The following is a 15,580-nucleotide window of genomic DNA, read 5'->3' on the forward strand; positions in this document are numbered from 1 at the left end:
CACTGCCGCGGACGACGCCGCGATGGCGCTCGCCCTGGAGCAGGCCCGGGCTGCCGTGGCCGGCGGCGATGTGCCGGTGGGGGCCGTGGTGCTCGGCCCGGACGGCGCGGTGCTGGCCCGAGCGCGCAATGCGCGTGAGGCCGACGGCGACCCGACGGCACACGCCGAGGTGTTGGCGTTGCGCGCGGCCGGGGCCGTGTTCGGGGCCTGGCGGTTGGCGGGATGCACCCTGGTGGTGACGTTGGAGCCCTGCACCATGTGCGCCGGGGCGGCCGTGCTGGCGCGGGTGGACCGGGTGGTGTTCGGCGCCTGGGACCCCAAGGCGGGCGCTGCCGGCTCGTTGCGCGACGTGCTGCGTGATGTGCGCCTGAATCACCGCATCGAGGTGCTCGGCGGCGTCCGTGAGGCCGAGTGCTCGCTCGTGCTGCGTGAGTTCTTCGATGGACGTCGCCCCTGACCACCTTGAGGCCACGAGTGGGGACGAACGCACCGTTGATCATGATGAAACGGTGCGTTCGTCCCCACTCGTTGGTGGCTCGGTGGCGCTGGGCCGGCGGGAGGGGGGGGGCGGGATGCCTCGGGGATACCGATTGGGGTGCACGGGCCTGGACCAGGTATCCTCGCGGACGGTGGCGTGTCCGAGCGGCCAAAGGAGCACGCCTCGAAAGCGTGTGTGGGCGTAAGTCCACCGTGGGTTCAAATCCCACCGCCACCGCGTCTGACCTGCGAAAACGCCCGGCCTGCCGATCTTGGCAGAGCCGGGCGTTGCTCGTTCGTCTCAATTTTCGTCTCAATTGGTCTCTGGCGGCCGTTCGCGACCCCAGAGGAAGGCGCCCAGGTCGTCGGCGACGTCGCGGCGTAGTCCTTCGGTGATGTGCTGGTAGCGACTGGCCATGCTGGTGCTGGACCAGCCCATCAGGCTCATGGCGACTCGTTCGGGCACGCCGAGCAGGAGGAGCACGGTGGCGGCGGTGTGGCGGGCGTCGTGCAGGCGGGATTCGCGCACGCCGGCGCGGCGCAGCAGGCGCTTCCAGTGGTCCCAGTCGGTGCGTGGGATGATCGGTTCACCGGTCGGGGTGGCGAAGACCCAGCCCCCCTCGACCCACATGTCCCCGGCGGCGCGCCGTTCGTCGTCCTGCTGGTGGCGGTGGGTGCGGAGCAGGTCGACCAGTTCGGCGGGCAGGCCGATCACGCGTCGTCCGGCTCGAGACTTGGTGTCGTCGGCCTCGGGTCGGATGAGTTCTCGGTGGGGGCAATAGCCGGGCTGTCGGGCGATGCAGCTGGCGGTGTCGGTGCAGCCGTGGCGGTACTTGGGGCGCATGCGTTGGCGCCGAACCGTGAGTTTGCCGGTGTCGAGGTCGATGTCCGTCCACTGCAGGCCGAGGCATTCGCCTTGGCGCAGGCCGAGGGCCAGGGCCACGGCCCATCGCGCGCCGTTGCGGCCCTGGGCGGCGGTGTCGAGGATGCGTCGGACCTCGGCGAGGGTGTACGGCACGACCTCGAACTCGTTCAGGCGGGGGGCGCGGGCGAGCTGGGCCGGGTTCTTGGGTAGGTGGTGCCGGCGGACGGCCTCGTTGAGGGCGGCCCGGATCGTGCGGTGGGCCTGGTGGGCGGTGGCGGGACTGCTGCCGTCGGCGATCATCCGCTGGTAGAGCTTCTCGAGGTGCTCGGCGGTGAGGTTCTTCAGCTTGTGCTTGCCGACCCCGGGGATCAGGTGGATGTTGACCGCCACCGAGTAGCCCGCCAGCGTGTTCGGCCGCACCGAGGGGCCGGCGATGTTCTCGAGCCAGTAGGTGAGCCACGCGGTCACCGTCCAGGAGGTGCCCGCGAGGGTGATGGCTCCCTGCTCGCGCTGGCGTTCGAGGTCACGCACCTTGCGGGTGACGACCGCTCGGCTGGTGCTCGAGATGTGGCGGCGGTCGATGCTGCCGTCGTCCTTGAATCCGACCGTGACGCGGCCGTGCCAGTACCCGTCGGTGCCCTTGTAGATGGACGACGCGTGGTTGGGGGCACGACCGCTGTCGGGTGTGCGGGGCATGGCGGAGTGAAAGTCCTTGTCGGTCAGGCGGACTGGGCAGTGTTGTGATCGCCGCGCAGGGTCGCCAGGAAACGGGGGAGCGCGTCGGCGGGGATGCGGCGCAGGCGTCCGATGGTCACCGACTCGACGGCGCCGTCCAGGACCAGGCCGTACATGGTCGAGCGGCCGACCCCGAGCGCGCGGCGGCCTGGGGATCGTGAGCAGGAGGCGGGGCTGGTGGTCGGCGATGTCGGTCATGACTCTCCAATGCTAGAGAAGTACTAGACCGTAATACTATACATGGGTGACGTCGGAGGGAAGGTCGCGCCGCATCCGTGGTGCGCCGCAACCGATGCGGACAGGTTCAGGTGTCCGCATCGATCAGTTCCCTGTGTCGGGCGCGGTCTCGATGCTCGTCCTCATGACTGATGTGCCTGTTCAACGTCGTGCCGTGTCGGGACGTCGCTGCGCCGAGGTGCCCTTGTTGCCGCGCGTGGTGCTCGGGCGGCTTCCGGATCGGGCGCGTGAGGTGGTGGAGTACCGCAAGTCTGGACTCAGTCTGAACCACATCCAGGGCTGCCCGCTGGGGTGTTCCTACTGCATCCGGCACACCTACGGGCTGTGGGACAACCAGCGGCCGGTCGCCCTGACCAGCGACGCTGAGGCCGTGGCAGAGCTGGTAGGGCACCGCTACTTCCAGCCCCACGTGACTCCGGTGCAGCTGTTCAATCGGGCGACGGATCCGTTTCTGCCGCAGGTGGAACCGCACACCATGGCCGTGTTGAGGGATCTCGACGCGCGGGGGCTGACCAACCACGTCCTGGTGATCACACGTCACACGGTGAACCAGGCGCATTGCGCTGCCCTGAACGAGCTCACGCACTTGAAGGTGACCCTGCTGTTCACCTGGTCAGGCATCGACGACACCCGCATCGAGCCGTTCCCCTCACATGTTGCGGCGAGGTCGTTGACCACGGCGTTCGAGCACGCCGATCGCTATCGCACGGTGTTCTACTGGCGTCCCATTGTGCCGGGTCTCAACGACACCCCCGACCACCTCAGGCACGCTCGACGGTTGGCCGAGCACGCGCACGCCACGGTCTTCACCGGGCTCTTCTACCGCGACGACATCGCTGCCTACTACCGAGCGAACGGCGTGCCCCAGCCCTACGAAGGCACGGCGCGCCGCAAGATCGTGCCCGCAGAGCTGGAGCGGCGCATCCTGGACGCCTTCCCGTCTGGAACGGTCCCGCTGTTCCGCAAGACGTCGTGCGCCGTGTCCTACGCCCACGCGATGCCCGACTACAACGGTCACGTCGGCATCCGGGAGCTGTGCGACATCTGCCCGGCGGCTCAACTGGCACGCTGCCTCACCACGCGCCGGCTGCCCACCGTCGAGGAGGTAGGACGGGTAGCGTCGAGGCTGCCGGAGTCCGACGACCTGGAGGTCGTGGATATCGACGATCGGCGCATGCTCGTCAATGGCCTGGACGAGCAGCCCCGCTACTACCTCCAGCACACCCTGGGCTACCAGGTGCACGACAGTCGGCACCCTCACCGGCCCGGGCGACACGGCCGCGCCGAGATCGGCTGGAGCGAAGGAGATCCCCGATGATCCAGCCCTCCGCATCCGTCCTCGATCGGGCCTGGACCGATGTCACCTGGGCTGTGGTGGACGTCGAGGGAAACGGGCAACCGCAACCGGACCTCGTCGAGATCGCCATCGTCCCGATCCGAGGCGGCGACGTCGGCCCGGCCCGGTCCTGGCTGGTGCGCCCGCCACGCCCGGTGACGTGGCAGGCGCGGCAGGTCCACGGTCTGTCCGATGAGGATCTCCAGCACGCCCCGACCATCGAGCAGCTCGCCGTCGAGATCCTCGCCGAGCTGGCCGACGTGGACGTTGTGGCAGGACACCAGGTGAGCGTCGATCTGTCCGTCGTGCGCCGTGTCATCGTCGGCTGGCCCGACCTGCCGGCGGCCGACACCCTCCGCTTGGCCCGGGGACTGTTCCCGGAGTTGTCCTCCCACCGCCTGGTCGCCCTGGCCGAGCACCTGGGACTGGCCGACGCGCTGCCCGGCTCCGCGCATCGAGCGGCATTCGACGCCACCGTCGCGGCGAGGTTGCTCGTGCACCTGGCCACGGCGATGACGACCCCCACCGTCGGTGACCTCCTGAACCCCGGCGCCGCCCGGGCGAACCGCGCGCCAGGGCGCGAGGACGCCGCGCCGACGCTGTTCGAGGTGCCCTGACCGTGGCGGCACGACCGAGGGTTTCCGTGAGGGTCGCCATCGGGGACCATCACGTCCACCCCGTGGGCCTGGGCACCATGACCGCGCTCACCGGCCCCGGCCACTGGTGGCACCCGGACGACCTCGACGCCGTCCGACACCTGTTGCGCGGTGCCATCGACCACGGCGTCGACCACCTCGACACGGCCGACGCCTACGGCCCCGAGACAGCAGAACACCTGATCCGCAAGGCCTTGCACCCCTACCCCTCGCACCTGTTGATCGCCACCAAGGGCGGAATGACCAGGTCAGGTCCGAACCAATGGGCCCGGTGCGGGCGGCCGGAGTACCTGCGTCAATGCGTGGCCCTCAGCCTGAGACGACTCAAGACCGAGTGCATCGACCTGTACTACCTGCACCGGGTCGATCCCGCCGTCCCGCTGGCCGACCAGATCGGTGTCCTCATCGACCTGCGGGCCGAGGGAAAGATCCGCCACATCGGACTGTCGCAGGTCACCCTCGACCACCTGCAGGAAGCGCAGGCCCTCACCCCGATCGCGGCAGTCCAGAACCGCTACCACCAGGCCGACACCGACAGCCGCGACGTGGTCGAGCACTGCGGCAGCACGGGGGTGGCCTTCGTGGCCCACTCGCCCCTCGCGCAGGGCGCACTGATTCGCCCCAACCCATCGCCCGGGCACCGGCGACCGAGCACGGCAGAGCTGTTGCGGTGGGTACTCGCACACGGCCCGCACGTCGCGACCGTGCCCGGCACGCGATCCCTTGCGCACCTTCAGGAGAACCTGACGGCGATGGGGTGAGGACCCAGCCCGATTGTCCGCATCAACCGCTGGTGAATCGCCGTGCAGGACTGTCGCGGCGGATCGCGGCCTGGTTATCGTCCGATCAGTGGCCTGGCATCGCCAGGCGCGCGGGGCGAGCGAGGGGGTCGGTGATGCCGCAGCCACCCCGTGCACTCAACCCGGCTGCCTCGCCCTTGGCGGCGTTCGGCGCTGCGCTGCGCGAACGTCGGGTGGCAGCTCGGTTGTCTCAACGCCAGCTCGGCTGCGTGATCCATGTCAGCGGTGCCCTGATCGGCAAACTGGAGAAGGCGGAACGGCGACCGGACGCCGATCTCGTGCGCGGGCTGGACCTCGCGTTGGAGGCCGGCGGCACACTCTGGGCTGCCTACTCCCGGCTGCTGGAGGCGACTCCGCCGTGCCCGCGCGGCCCCGAGGATGCTGCCGTCCCGGGCGGGCGGCTATCCGGACTCGGGTACCGCGACCTGGTCGGGCTTCGCCCGGCACCACGGATACTGCCCGCCGAAGAATTGCCGCGAGTCGTCGCCTCGGCGTGGGCGGACTATCAGGCCTCGGCCTTCTCCAAGGTGTGCGAACAAGCGCCAGCCCTGTTGGCCAGTGCTCGGTCGGCAGTCGAAGCGCCAGGCACACTGACCCCGGTCGAAGCCTGGCGCTTGCTCGCCCTCGCCCATCACGTCGCCGCTGCCGCGTTGGCGAAGCGAGGAGAGCTGACCCTGGCCGCTCTCAGTGCCGAGCATGGCTTGCGCGCCGCGACTGCCTGCGGAGACGCCCACACCCTCGCCGCGCTGCACCGGTGCATCGCCCACACCGTGCTGGCCGGCACCGATGACGACGCCGCCATCGACCTCGTCGACAAGGCGGCGACCGAGCTGAACGCCCACGCACCAGACACCAACGACCCGCGGACGCTGTCGCTGCTCGGCAGCCTCTGGCTCGTGGGCGCCCTCGCCGCCGCGCGCAAGGGCAGCCAACACGAGGCAGACACCTTCCTGTGCCAGGCAGAGCGCCTGACCGAACGGCTGGGCCAGGACGCCAACCACTGCTGGACCGGGTTCGGCCCCACCAACACCGCGCTGCACCGAGTGTCCGTCGCGGTGGAACTGGGCAGGATCGACGAAGCGGCACGGCTCGCCGCGACCATCTCGACCACTGGGCTCCCGCGGGAGCGGCGCATCCGGCACCTGCTGGAGCAAGCCCGAATCGCCCACCTCGGCCAGCGACCCCACGACGCGGCCGACGAACTACTGGACGCCGAACGGCAAGCCCCGCTCCATGTTCGCCGACACTTCATCACCCGGGACCTCACCCGCAGTTGGTGCCACAGCCCGCAGCTGACGCGCCGGGCCGACGTCCGGCAGCTGATCAGCCGGATGGCCCGCGACGCCACAGCGCTGTCAAGCGGGGCGCGGGTTGGATCCCCGAGTGTGGATCGTTCGAGCAGTCCCCTGCCAGGATCAGAGGCGTGAACAGGCCACCGATGGCAACACCACGGGTCGCCACCGGAGCACTGATCCGTGAACAGGATGGCTCCGGGGTGTTACTCGTCCGTCCGACCTACAAGCCGGGCTGGGATCTACCCGGTGGCTACGTGGAGCCGGGAGAGAGCCCCGCAGCCGCCTGCGCTCGGGAGCTGGCCGAGGAGATCGGCCTGGTGCTGGCACCGAGCCGCTTGCTGGTCGTCGACTGGGCACCTCACCCCGACGAGGGCGACAAACTGCTGTTCGTATTCGACGGCGGTTGTCTCACCTCCCGCGACGTATCGAACCTGACACTGGACCCGGGCGAGATCGCTGAGGCGCGCTTCCATCCGCCGGACTCGCTGGCCGGGTTGATGCCGGACCGACTGGTTCGGCGCCTGCTTCTCGCGTTGGAAGCGGTCGCCGGCGACGTCGCCGTGTATGCCGAGCACGGCGCGCCATTAGCGCCCGCCGCCGCTGGGCCGAAACCGGGACCGTAGACCCCGACACGGTCATCGTGCACGTGGCGAAGGCGGAAGGCGGATTCCGCGCCTTGTCACAGGCGTCGCACACGCTCTGGTAACACCTCCGACCCAGGGATCGACCCCATCGGCGGTAAGGGGCGGTCCAAGGCCTGGCGCATCCTCACCGAACCACAACTGCTGAGCCAACTCGTGCAGGCCCTTGGGCTGGGCTCCCGCGCTTGTTGACCATGTTCCGCGATCGTGAGGTTATGGACAGGTGGGTGCCGATTGAGGTCGATGGAGTGCAGGTGCTGGTCCGGGCTGTCGCCGAGCCTGGAGATGAACCAACCTCGGGACGCCTGGACGAAGCCGGGCATCGGGTGTTGTCCGCGTTTCGACAGGGCGCAAGTCGTGATCGTGTCACTAGGTACTCCGGCGGCCGGCTCGGTTGCTGAGACGCGGACGGCCCGGGGCGGATCCGAACCAGGTGCAGGTCGAGTTCGCCCTGGCGTTGACGACTAATAGTGCTTTGTTGGCTCGGCGTGGCCGCCGGCCGATGAAGCGCGCGCGTAGCCGGTACTTGTCGCGGTTGCGGAAGCCGCGGGCGATGAGGCTGTGAAGCTCGATCAGGCCGGCGCCGGGCTGGCTGGCGTTCATTCTGCGAGTTGAGCGCCACTCCCCGGGGATTGATCTTACTGAAGGTTGTCAGTGGGTGACGCTACGGTCTGATTGTGATCACCGCTTGTCGCATCTGGGGCAAGTCCGCCGGGCTCTCCACCCCGTACCCCCTGGTGGGGCACCTCCTGGACACCGCCGCAGTGAGCGAAGCCCTCGTAGACCTGTGGCTGCCCCAGAGCCTCACCTCCACCCTCGTTGAGTGGAGCACTCTCGATCCGGAGCATGACCCCGAGCAGGGGGCACGCGCCGTTCTGGCTGCGGTGGCGACCGCGGGCGTCCTGCACGACCTGGGGAAAGCGACACCTCAGTTCCAGCAGCTCGATGCCCTCGCGTTCAAGCAGATGCGAGATGCCCTACCCGAGCTGACACGTCCTGGCTCGAACGACGTCGTCTCACACGACATCGCCGGCCAAGTTCTGCTCACCGCGACAGGCCACCCCAGCTGGCTGGCCGAGGCCGTCGGCGGCCACCACGGCCGGTTCTCCCGGGTCCCACGCCAGACCGCCCTAGGACGGGTTCCATTTCTCGGGAGGGGGAGTTGGGAGACGGCCCGAACCGAGCTGATCGACTTCCTGGACGCGCAGCTGCGCGTGAGAGAGACCGCCGGGCTCACCCCAGGCCTGCTCGTCGACGAGGTGACCCGGCACGCGGCAGTCGCCCTGATCACCGGGATGGTCATCATCGCGGACTGGCTGGTGTCGAGCACCACCTTCTTGGCCGGCCGAACCCTGACCACCGAGCAGGCCGCCAACCCAGGCCAGCTCGCCTCGCATCTCGCTCAAGCCCGCGATCTCGCGCCTGGCCTGCTCCGCGACAGCGGGCTCGCCAGGGCACGACTTCGGCCCTCGGGTCTTTCCGACGCCTTCCCGCACATCACTGAGCCGCGCCCACTCCAGGACGCCGTCGCTCGCGTCCTCGGGGACACCACCGACGCGACCGGCCCTGCCTGTGTCGTCATCACCGCCCCCATGGGGGAGGGCAAGACCGAAGCCGGTCTGCTCGCCGCGAGCGCCCTCGCCCGGACCGCCGGACGCCACGGGGTGTACGTCGCGTTGCCCACTCAAGCCACCGCCGACCAAATGTACGGCCGTGTGCTGGACTGGCTGGTTCGCGCCGCAGACGGTCCTGCGCACAGCACCCTGTTGCACTCCCTCGCCAGCCTGAACCCGACCTACGCCGCGCTTCCCTCAACGCTGCCTGCCGCCAGTTCCGGGCCGACGCCGGACAGCGCAACCCTTGGCGCCGCGGACGACCAGGTGACGGGGACGCTCGTATCGGCGCAGTGGCTCCACGGGCACAAGCGCGGTCTGCTTGCTCCGTTCGGTGTCGGCACCATCGACCAGCTCCTGATGGCGGTCCTGCGGCTCCGGCACCAGCCTCTGCGGCTGCTCGGCCTCGCCTCCAAGGTTCTGCTGATCGACGAGGCGCACGCGTACGACGACTACCAACAGGCCCTGCTACGGCGTGCTCTGACCTGGGCCGGTCAGCTCGGAGTGCCCGTCGTTCTCATGTCAGCCACTCTGCCGACTGCAACCACGGCCGCCCTGGTCGATGCGTGGCAAGAAGGCGCTCAGGCATCCCCGCAGGCGCGCGGCACCAGCGGGCTCACCTACCCCGGTTGGGGAGTCTGGTACACCGACCGGCCTCCCGTCGTCGAAGCTCTCACGGTCAGCCGACCGCAAGTTCTGCAACTGGCTCACTACGACGTCACCGACACCGACCGTGCCGACCGCTGCCTCGCCCTCGTCCGCCCGGTCGTGGACAGCGGCGGCTGCGTCCTGTTCGTGTGCAACACCGTCGCTCGAGCCCAAGCGCTCACGGCATACCTGCGACGCACTCTGCCCGCCGACGTCGACGTCGACACCCTGCACTCCCGGCTGCAGGTCGGTGAGCGCCGCCGACGCACCACACGCCTGTTGACCAAGTACGGCCCACCGCGCCGTTACGCAGGGCCGCCCAGTGGATCCGACGCCGGTCAACCGGAGCCGGAGGCTGCATCGCGCCGTGGGGTCCTGGTCGCCACCCAGGTCGTCGAACAGTCCCTCGACATCGACTTCGACCTGGTCGTGTCCGACCTCGCCCCCGTCCCGCTGTTGCTGCAACGCTCCGGGCGAGGACACCGGCACGACCGCGACGGCCGCCCCGACGTCGCCCGACAGCCCACGCTGGCGATCCTGTGGCCCGTGACGGCCCAAGGTCGGCTCAACCTCCGCACCGACAGGCACATCTACCCGGAAGCCCACCTCCTACGCACTGCCGACGTCCTCCGAGGCCGGTCACGCATCCGCGTGCCCGAGGACGTTCAGACCATCGTCGAGGCCGTATGCGGCGACACCCCCGCCCTGGCCGATGACATCCTCGCGGCGGACACGCGACAGCGGCAGGTCACCTACGGCCGGGAGGCCATCGCTGACGTCGTCGCTGTGCCCAGGCCGGCGGCTCTCGGGCACGTCGAGGAGTTCACAAGCCCTGTGGAGGACAGCAGCGCCGTCGCACGCGCACGCCTCGGTGCCGACACCGTGGCCGTCCTACCTGTCGTGACCGTCGACGGCGTGATCTGCCTCGCCGAACCTGGCCACGTGTCCGGCGCCGCGCTGCCGGACACGCCCGTCCCGGCCCAGGTGAAGGCGCTGATCGACCACGGTCACCGTCCCCGCCTACCGCCGGAGCGGGACCTCCTGGACCGATGACCTGCCCCCGAGTCCTTGGCGGTCCCATCCCCTGCTGTCCGACCTGAGGCTCCTGCACCTGGGCCAGGTTCGCCTCGCCCCGGTCACGAACGAGCAGGACGGAGACCCACCGTCGGCCCCGGCTGACGCGCTGCGCGCCGTCGTCGACACCCGCGACATCGAACTCGATCCACTGCTCGGCCTGATGATCACGACCAGGGAGAACACGTGACCCACCCGGCACCCTCACCACCTACGATCCCGGCCCCGCAGACGGCACCCAGCTACGACCTGACCCGACAGCCCTGGATTCCCGTCCTCACCCACGACGGGCGCACCGAGACAGTCGGCCTCACCGAACTGTTCCTGCGAGCCCACGAACTGCGCGACCTCGGCCTACCGCTCCCTGCCGCCACCACCGCCCTGCGCCGCGTCCTGGCCGTGATGACTTACCGGATCGCCGGCCTCGACGACCCCGACCTCCCGGTCGGCCGGTGGCGGCGGCAACGACGAGCCGTCATGGACACCGGCCGGTTCGACCCCGCCGCAGTCGAGACCTACTTCCACCGGCATGCCGCCGGACTCCACCTGTTCGGGGACCGCCCGTTCATGCAGGATCCCCGCCTCGGCGACCCGGCAGTCTGCACGTCTACCAGTGGGGTCAACAAGCTCGCGGTGACCCGTCCGGCGGGCAACAACCGGGCCTGGTTCGGCCACCACTTCGACGCCGCCCCGAACCGCTCACCCCGGCCGAGGCGGTGATGTTCCTGCTGATCCACCTGTACTTCGGGGCCGCCGGGCAGATGACCCCCCGCTCCGGACACGGGAACGGGTCGGCGGGGCCGCTACGTGCCCTGGCCTCCTACCATCCGATCGCATCGACCTTGCATCAGACGCTGCTGCTGAACCTCGTCGCGCCCGTAACCTTCACCCGGTCCACGGGCACGGGAGCCGACGAGGCCCCATGGGAGGCCGCCACACTGCCCGACCCGACTGCCCCGTTCGATGTCATCGGGCCTGCCGCGACCCTCGCCCGCACACCTGTGCACGCCGTCCTGCTGCAACCGGCCGCAGACGGTGTGACCGTCGTGGACGCCATTGTGACCTGGGGGCGGGACAGCAGGCTGCAACGAGCCGCCTGGGAGACCGGCGGTGTTGTCGCGACCTCTCCCGTGATCCTCGCCGACCCGTTCCTGTGCCGGCGGACGAACCGAGAGGGCGCGGTGTTCGCCGTCAGAGCAGACGCGACCCGGGCGGCATGGCGAGACCTTGACGCGCTCCTGCTCGCCCTCCCGGACGTCGGCGCGGTCGACCTGCGTCCACGCGTCTTGGCGGAGCTGGACGACGACAGCCTCGATGGCGCCGTCGACGACATCTGCGTGGAGGCGTTGGGGATCGACCAGGACGGCAGGTCGAAGAACACGGCGATGATGGCGTCCCGGACACGGCCGGTCCCACCCATGCTGAGAGCAAGGCATCCGCGCGCCGCAGATGCCGCTGCGACCTCCCTCCAACGGGCAGGCACGAGCGCCCGACGCCTGGACATCGCTCTAGAACGGGTGTGGCTCCGCGAAGGAGAGGGCACGGACGGGAGACCCGCCAACAAGGCCGTGAAGGACCAGGACCTGAGCACCGGCTGGCGCAGGGACGCTCAGCAGCAGTACTGGGCCGCCGCCGAGGAGCTGTTCTGGTCTCACGTCCATCTGGCCGCGATCATCGAGGCCCACGCCACGCTCGACCCCGATGCCCCCGAACCGCCTGGCCCAGATCCCGCGGCCGACTACCGATCCCTCGCCCGGACCATCTACGACCGTGTGACGGCCCCTCTGGCCACCCGCTTGCCGTACACCCGATCCGTGGCACGGAATCGCCCCTGACCGACCGCCCGGACCAGACCGCCACCGACCCCGTCAGGCCCGTGTGCCGTCCCCTATCGGCCTGGCACACAGAGAACAGGACCCAGCCGTGAACAACACGACAGCACCCAATGCCGCCTCCGCTCAGCGTCGTGCATCCGCTCAGACAGCAGACGCTGCCTTCGTCTCCTACGTCCAGGAGCTGTGTCGTGATCGAGGCTCCCGTGCCGCGTTGCGCCGCGCCGGGGGACGCCCCAGCGCCGAAGCCCTGGAAGCTATGCCGTACCTCGAGCGCTGTATCTCGCCCGACAGCAGACCCGCACGCGTCGAGGCGATCTACTGTGTCGCCGCACTGATCGCGATGACCTGGGAAGCACCTCGCACACCTCACCGGGACGAGGCCGACACTCCTGACGAACCCCGAGACGTCCAGCAAGAGGCCTCAGGCGATGCCCCCCACCCCAACGAGACGACCGAGGGACAAGAGACTCACGCGCCCTACAGATCACGGAACCTTGGAGCCAGCCTGGCCGCAGCGATCGCCAAGGCAGGATACGCCACCGACTCACCGACCTACCGGGCCGCCGAACGTCTCCTGAGATCCGCCGCCCGCGACGATGCCCCTGGAATCCGCGACCGCCTGCCCCGGCTGGTGGACCGCTTCGAGGTCACCGACGTGGACTGGGCCCAGTTACTGGACGAGCTGACCTGGTGGGACCAGCGGACCATCCGTCCCGGCGTCCACTGGATGCGCTCGTTCTACCGCGCCGAGAGCGCCCAAGCGCCTGCAGCCGACACCGCTGAACCGGCCCCGACCACAGCGGATTGACCCTCGCCGCCGTGTGTACCTACGGCCGCGAGCACTGGACCTGGACCGACACCGAGCCAAGATCAATAGGAGCCATCGAGATGACCAGCACCCGCTTCCTCGACCTGCACGCCATCCATCCCGTGCCATTCGCCCTGCTGAACCGGGATGACCTCGGCGCCCACAAGACGATGACGTACGCCACCCCACGGCTACGGGTATCCAGCCAGTGCTGGAAGCGCGCGATCAGAGAGCGCATCGAAGAAGACCTCGCCGCCCGCGGAGGCGATCCCGCGGTGCGCACCAAGCGCCTGGCCATCGGCATCGCCGACCTGCTGGCCGAGCGCGGCATGGCCCGCGAACTCGCCGACCTCGCCGGAGCCGACGTCGTGGCAGCACTCGGAAAGGCCATCGACAAGGATCGCCGGACGGGAGAACTGATCTACCTCACCCGTTCCCAGATGAGCGAACTCGCCGACCTGGCCGCCGCCCGGATCGGCGACTATCAGGCAATCGTGGACGGCACTCGCAAGGCAACCAGAGGAGGGAAGAAGGCGACCGACACCGTGGTCGACGCGGCCGCGGCCGCGAAGGCCCTCGGGCAGGCACGCGGAACGGTCGCCCTCATGGGCCGCATGCTCACCGGCGTGGATGGCGGCACCGTCGACGGCGCTGTTTCTGTCGCCCACGCCTTCACCGTCCACACCGCCCGCGCCGAAGACGACTACTTCACCGCCGTCGACGACCTCAACCGTGTCGATGACCCCGGCGCCGGACAGATGGGAAACACCGAACACGGCGCAGGCGTCTACTACCGGTACGCCAGCGTCGACGTGCGCGAGCTCCAGTCCAACCTGAACGACGACTCCGTCGCCCGGCTGCTCCTCGAGCTGTTCCTCACCGCCTTCGTCGAGACCGTGCCCGGCGCGAAGCGCCGCTCCACCGGCACCTACACATTGCCCGACTTGGTGTGTATCCAGGCCCGCACCCAGGCGCCCCGCAACTTCGCCGGCGCGTTCGAAGCCCCCGTGCGGGCCACATCCGATGGGCACTCCACCCCCGCACGCCAGCGCCTCGACGACTACGCGGCCCGGCAGGCCCGCGTGTTCGGCGACGGCGGACTCCAGAACGGCTGGGTCATGGACATCGATGAGAGGACCTACCCCGCCCTCGGGCAGCCCTCGAAACTCCCCGCCGCGGTCGCTGCCGCCCTGACCGCGGTGGGCCTGTGACCGACCAGACCTACCCCACCAGCGACCACCCAGGCGCCCACCAGTCCGACCTGCCGGCCGGGCTCGTGCTGCACCTCGCCGCGCCACTCCAGGCCTGGGGAGGGGTCGCCGCCTACGAGACGTCCCGTCCGACCCTGCCCCACCCGTCGAAGTCCGGACTGGTCGGCCTGTTCGCCTGCGCCCTCGGCAGAGACCGCGACACCTTCCCCGATGACCTCGCAGCCCTCCAAGTCGCCGTGCGAATAGACGACCCGGGCCTGATCATCACCGACTATCACACAGTCGGCGGCGCCAGCGCCGGTGGGGGAGTGCTGACCGCTTCAGGCGCGACACGCCGCGAGGCCATCGTGACCCGAAGGCAGTACCTGTCCGGGGCCCGGTTTACCGTCATCGTTGAAGGCGACTTCGATGTCCTGGACACGTTGGCTGCAGCCCTCGACGCGCCCCGATGGCCGCTGTTCTTGGGGAGGCGATCCTGCCCGCCGCAGACCCCGCCCCTGCTCACCAGCGGCATCGGCTGCGGACTCGCGCTCAGAACCGCCCCGCTGCCATCCGGGGCACCGAGGAACCGGGTCCGGGTCGTCTGGGACCTCGGATGCTCAGGAGCCGCAGGCCACCCAGACCTGCTCCCGGACCTTCCGATGTCCTATGCGCCGCGCCGCCGGGCACAGGGAATCCGGCAGGTCCTCGTCGAGGACATACCAGTGGACGGCCCACAGCGACCCCTCGCAACGAGCCATGAGAGCGAGGCACTGGAACACCTGGAGACGCTTCGCGCTCATTTCGAGGAAGGACCACGACGAACATGACCACAGCAACGACCTCGACAGGTGACGTCACGATCGGCGCCAGGCCAACGCCGTCCCTGTACCGGGTCGAAGTCAACCCCCGGAACTTGACGGCACGCCGGAACCTCGCCGACCCAGCCCAGATGCACCGACGGCTGATGAGCCTGCTCCCCGACGACCTGGGGGACACCCCGCGCGCAGCTGCCCGGCTGCTGTACCGGCTGGAGAAATCCCGCGAGCCAGTCCTCCTCGTCCAGAGCGGCATGCCCCTGGACTTCGACCGCCTCCCGGCCGGGTGGGCCCACCAGATAAGACAGGCCTCCCTAGCGGGCCTCCTACACACGCTTCAGGACGGGATGCAGCTGCAGATCCGTACCCGCGTATCGGCAGTGAAAGAGCGCGGGAAAGTCCTCCTGCGGGCCGGGCAACGCGTGTCGGTCCACCAGCCAGAGCTACGCGAGTGGTGGCGGCATCGTGCCGATGCCGCGGGACTGCGCACGAACGACGACCTCGGGTGGAAGCTTCCCGAGAGAACATGATCTGCTCGTCGACTGGGGCCGC

At 69.5% G+C, this 15,580-nt stretch carries 14 protein-coding genes, 1 tRNA gene and 1 pseudogene; 14 read left to right on the top strand and 2 right to left on the bottom strand.

The features are described 5' to 3' along the window. Positions 1 to 22: 22 nt before the first annotated feature. Positions 23 to 457, top strand: a complete 435-nt coding sequence (locus IPK24_07285; GenBank protein MBK8075360.1) for a nucleoside deaminase — start codon at positions 23 to 25, stop codon at positions 455 to 457. A gap of 171 nt (positions 458 to 628) precedes the next feature. Further along, a tRNA-Ser gene (locus tag IPK24_07290) sits at positions 629 to 715 on the top strand. Positions 716 to 790: 75 nt separating this feature from the next. Here the strand turns inward: IPK24_07290 and IPK24_07295 are convergent. Further along, a complete protein-coding gene (locus IPK24_07295) occupies positions 791 to 2,038 on the bottom strand; it encodes a site-specific integrase (GenBank protein ID MBK8075361.1) in 1,248 nt (415 codons plus the stop codon). Positions 2,039 to 2,061: 23 nt separating this feature from the next. Further along, a pseudogene (locus IPK24_07300) lies at positions 2,062 to 2,220 on the bottom strand (excisionase family DNA-binding protein). A 272-nt stretch (positions 2,221 to 2,492) separates the two neighbouring features. Here IPK24_07300 and IPK24_07305 point away from each other — a divergent pair. The 12 genes from IPK24_07305 (at position 2,493) to IPK24_07360 (ending at position 15,558) form a co-directional block, all read left to right on the top strand. Further along, positions 2,493 to 3,632 carry a radical SAM protein gene (locus IPK24_07305; protein MBK8075362.1) on the top strand — a complete coding sequence of 380 codons (1,140 nt, stop codon included), beginning with the start codon at positions 2,493 to 2,495 and terminating at the stop codon, positions 3,630 to 3,632. Further along, positions 3,629 to 4,267 (top strand): 3'-5' exonuclease, encoded by a 639-nt coding sequence (locus tag IPK24_07310; GenBank protein ID MBK8075363.1) that lies wholly within the window; start codon positions 3,629 to 3,631, stop codon positions 4,265 to 4,267. Before IPK24_07305 ends, IPK24_07310 begins: the two co-directional genes overlap by 4 nt. A gap of 77 nt (positions 4,268 to 4,344) precedes the next feature. Beyond that, on the top strand, positions 4,345 to 5,067 hold the full coding sequence (locus IPK24_07315) for an aldo/keto reductase (GenBank protein MBK8075364.1): 723 nt from the start codon (positions 4,345 to 4,347) through the stop codon (positions 5,065 to 5,067). Positions 5,068 to 5,201: 134 nt separating this feature from the next. Then, on the top strand, positions 5,202 to 6,533 hold the full coding sequence (locus tag IPK24_07320) for a helix-turn-helix transcriptional regulator (protein ID MBK8075365.1): 1,332 nt from the start codon (positions 5,202 to 5,204) through the stop codon (positions 6,531 to 6,533). Between the two features lie 11 nt (positions 6,534 to 6,544). Next, a complete protein-coding gene (locus IPK24_07325) occupies positions 6,545 to 7,024 on the top strand; it encodes an NUDIX hydrolase (protein MBK8075366.1) in 480 nt (159 codons plus the stop codon). 695 nt (positions 7,025 to 7,719) lie between these two features. Continuing rightward, positions 7,720 to 10,356 carry a CRISPR-associated helicase Cas3' gene (gene cas3, locus IPK24_07330; protein ID MBK8075367.1) on the top strand — a complete coding sequence of 879 codons (2,637 nt, stop codon included), beginning with the start codon at positions 7,720 to 7,722 and terminating at the stop codon, positions 10,354 to 10,356. Positions 10,357 to 10,563: 207 nt separating this feature from the next. Then, positions 10,564 to 11,097, top strand: a complete 534-nt coding sequence (gene casA, locus IPK24_07335; GenBank protein ID MBK8075368.1) for a type I-E CRISPR-associated protein Cse1/CasA — start codon at positions 10,564 to 10,566, stop codon at positions 11,095 to 11,097. Beyond that, complete coding sequence (locus IPK24_07340; GenBank protein MBK8075369.1) at positions 11,097 to 12,212, top strand: type I-E CRISPR-associated protein Cse1/CasA; 1,116 nt, start codon at positions 11,097 to 11,099, stop codon at positions 12,210 to 12,212. The genes casA and IPK24_07340 overlap by 1 nt, the downstream gene beginning before the upstream one ends. A gap of 88 nt (positions 12,213 to 12,300) precedes the next feature. Further along, positions 12,301 to 13,020 (top strand): type I-E CRISPR-associated protein Cse2/CasB, encoded by a 720-nt coding sequence (locus tag IPK24_07345; protein MBK8075370.1) that lies wholly within the window; start codon positions 12,301 to 12,303, stop codon positions 13,018 to 13,020. Between the two features lie 11 nt (positions 13,021 to 13,031). Next, the gene (cas7e, locus tag IPK24_07350) at positions 13,032 to 14,231 is read left to right on the top strand and encodes a type I-E CRISPR-associated protein Cas7/Cse4/CasC (protein ID MBK8075371.1); all 1,200 of its coding nucleotides are present in this window, start codon (positions 13,032 to 13,034) and stop codon (positions 14,229 to 14,231) included. Next, positions 14,228 to 15,040, top strand: coding sequence for a type I-E CRISPR-associated protein Cas5/CasD (cas5e, locus tag IPK24_07355; GenBank protein MBK8075372.1), 813 nt, complete (start codon positions 14,228 to 14,230; stop codon positions 15,038 to 15,040). Before cas7e ends, cas5e begins: the two co-directional genes overlap by 4 nt. After that, entirely contained in the window at positions 15,037 to 15,558 is a 522-nt protein-coding gene (locus IPK24_07360) for a type I-E CRISPR-associated protein Cas6/Cse3/CasE (protein ID MBK8075373.1), read from the top strand. Before cas5e ends, IPK24_07360 begins: the two co-directional genes overlap by 4 nt. Positions 15,559 to 15,580: the final 22 nt, after the last annotated feature.

It is taken from the genome of Kineosporiaceae bacterium (assembly GCA_016713225.1).
In the GTDB taxonomy this organism is placed as follows: domain Bacteria; phylum Actinomycetota; class Actinomycetes; order Actinomycetales; family Kineosporiaceae; genus JADJPO01.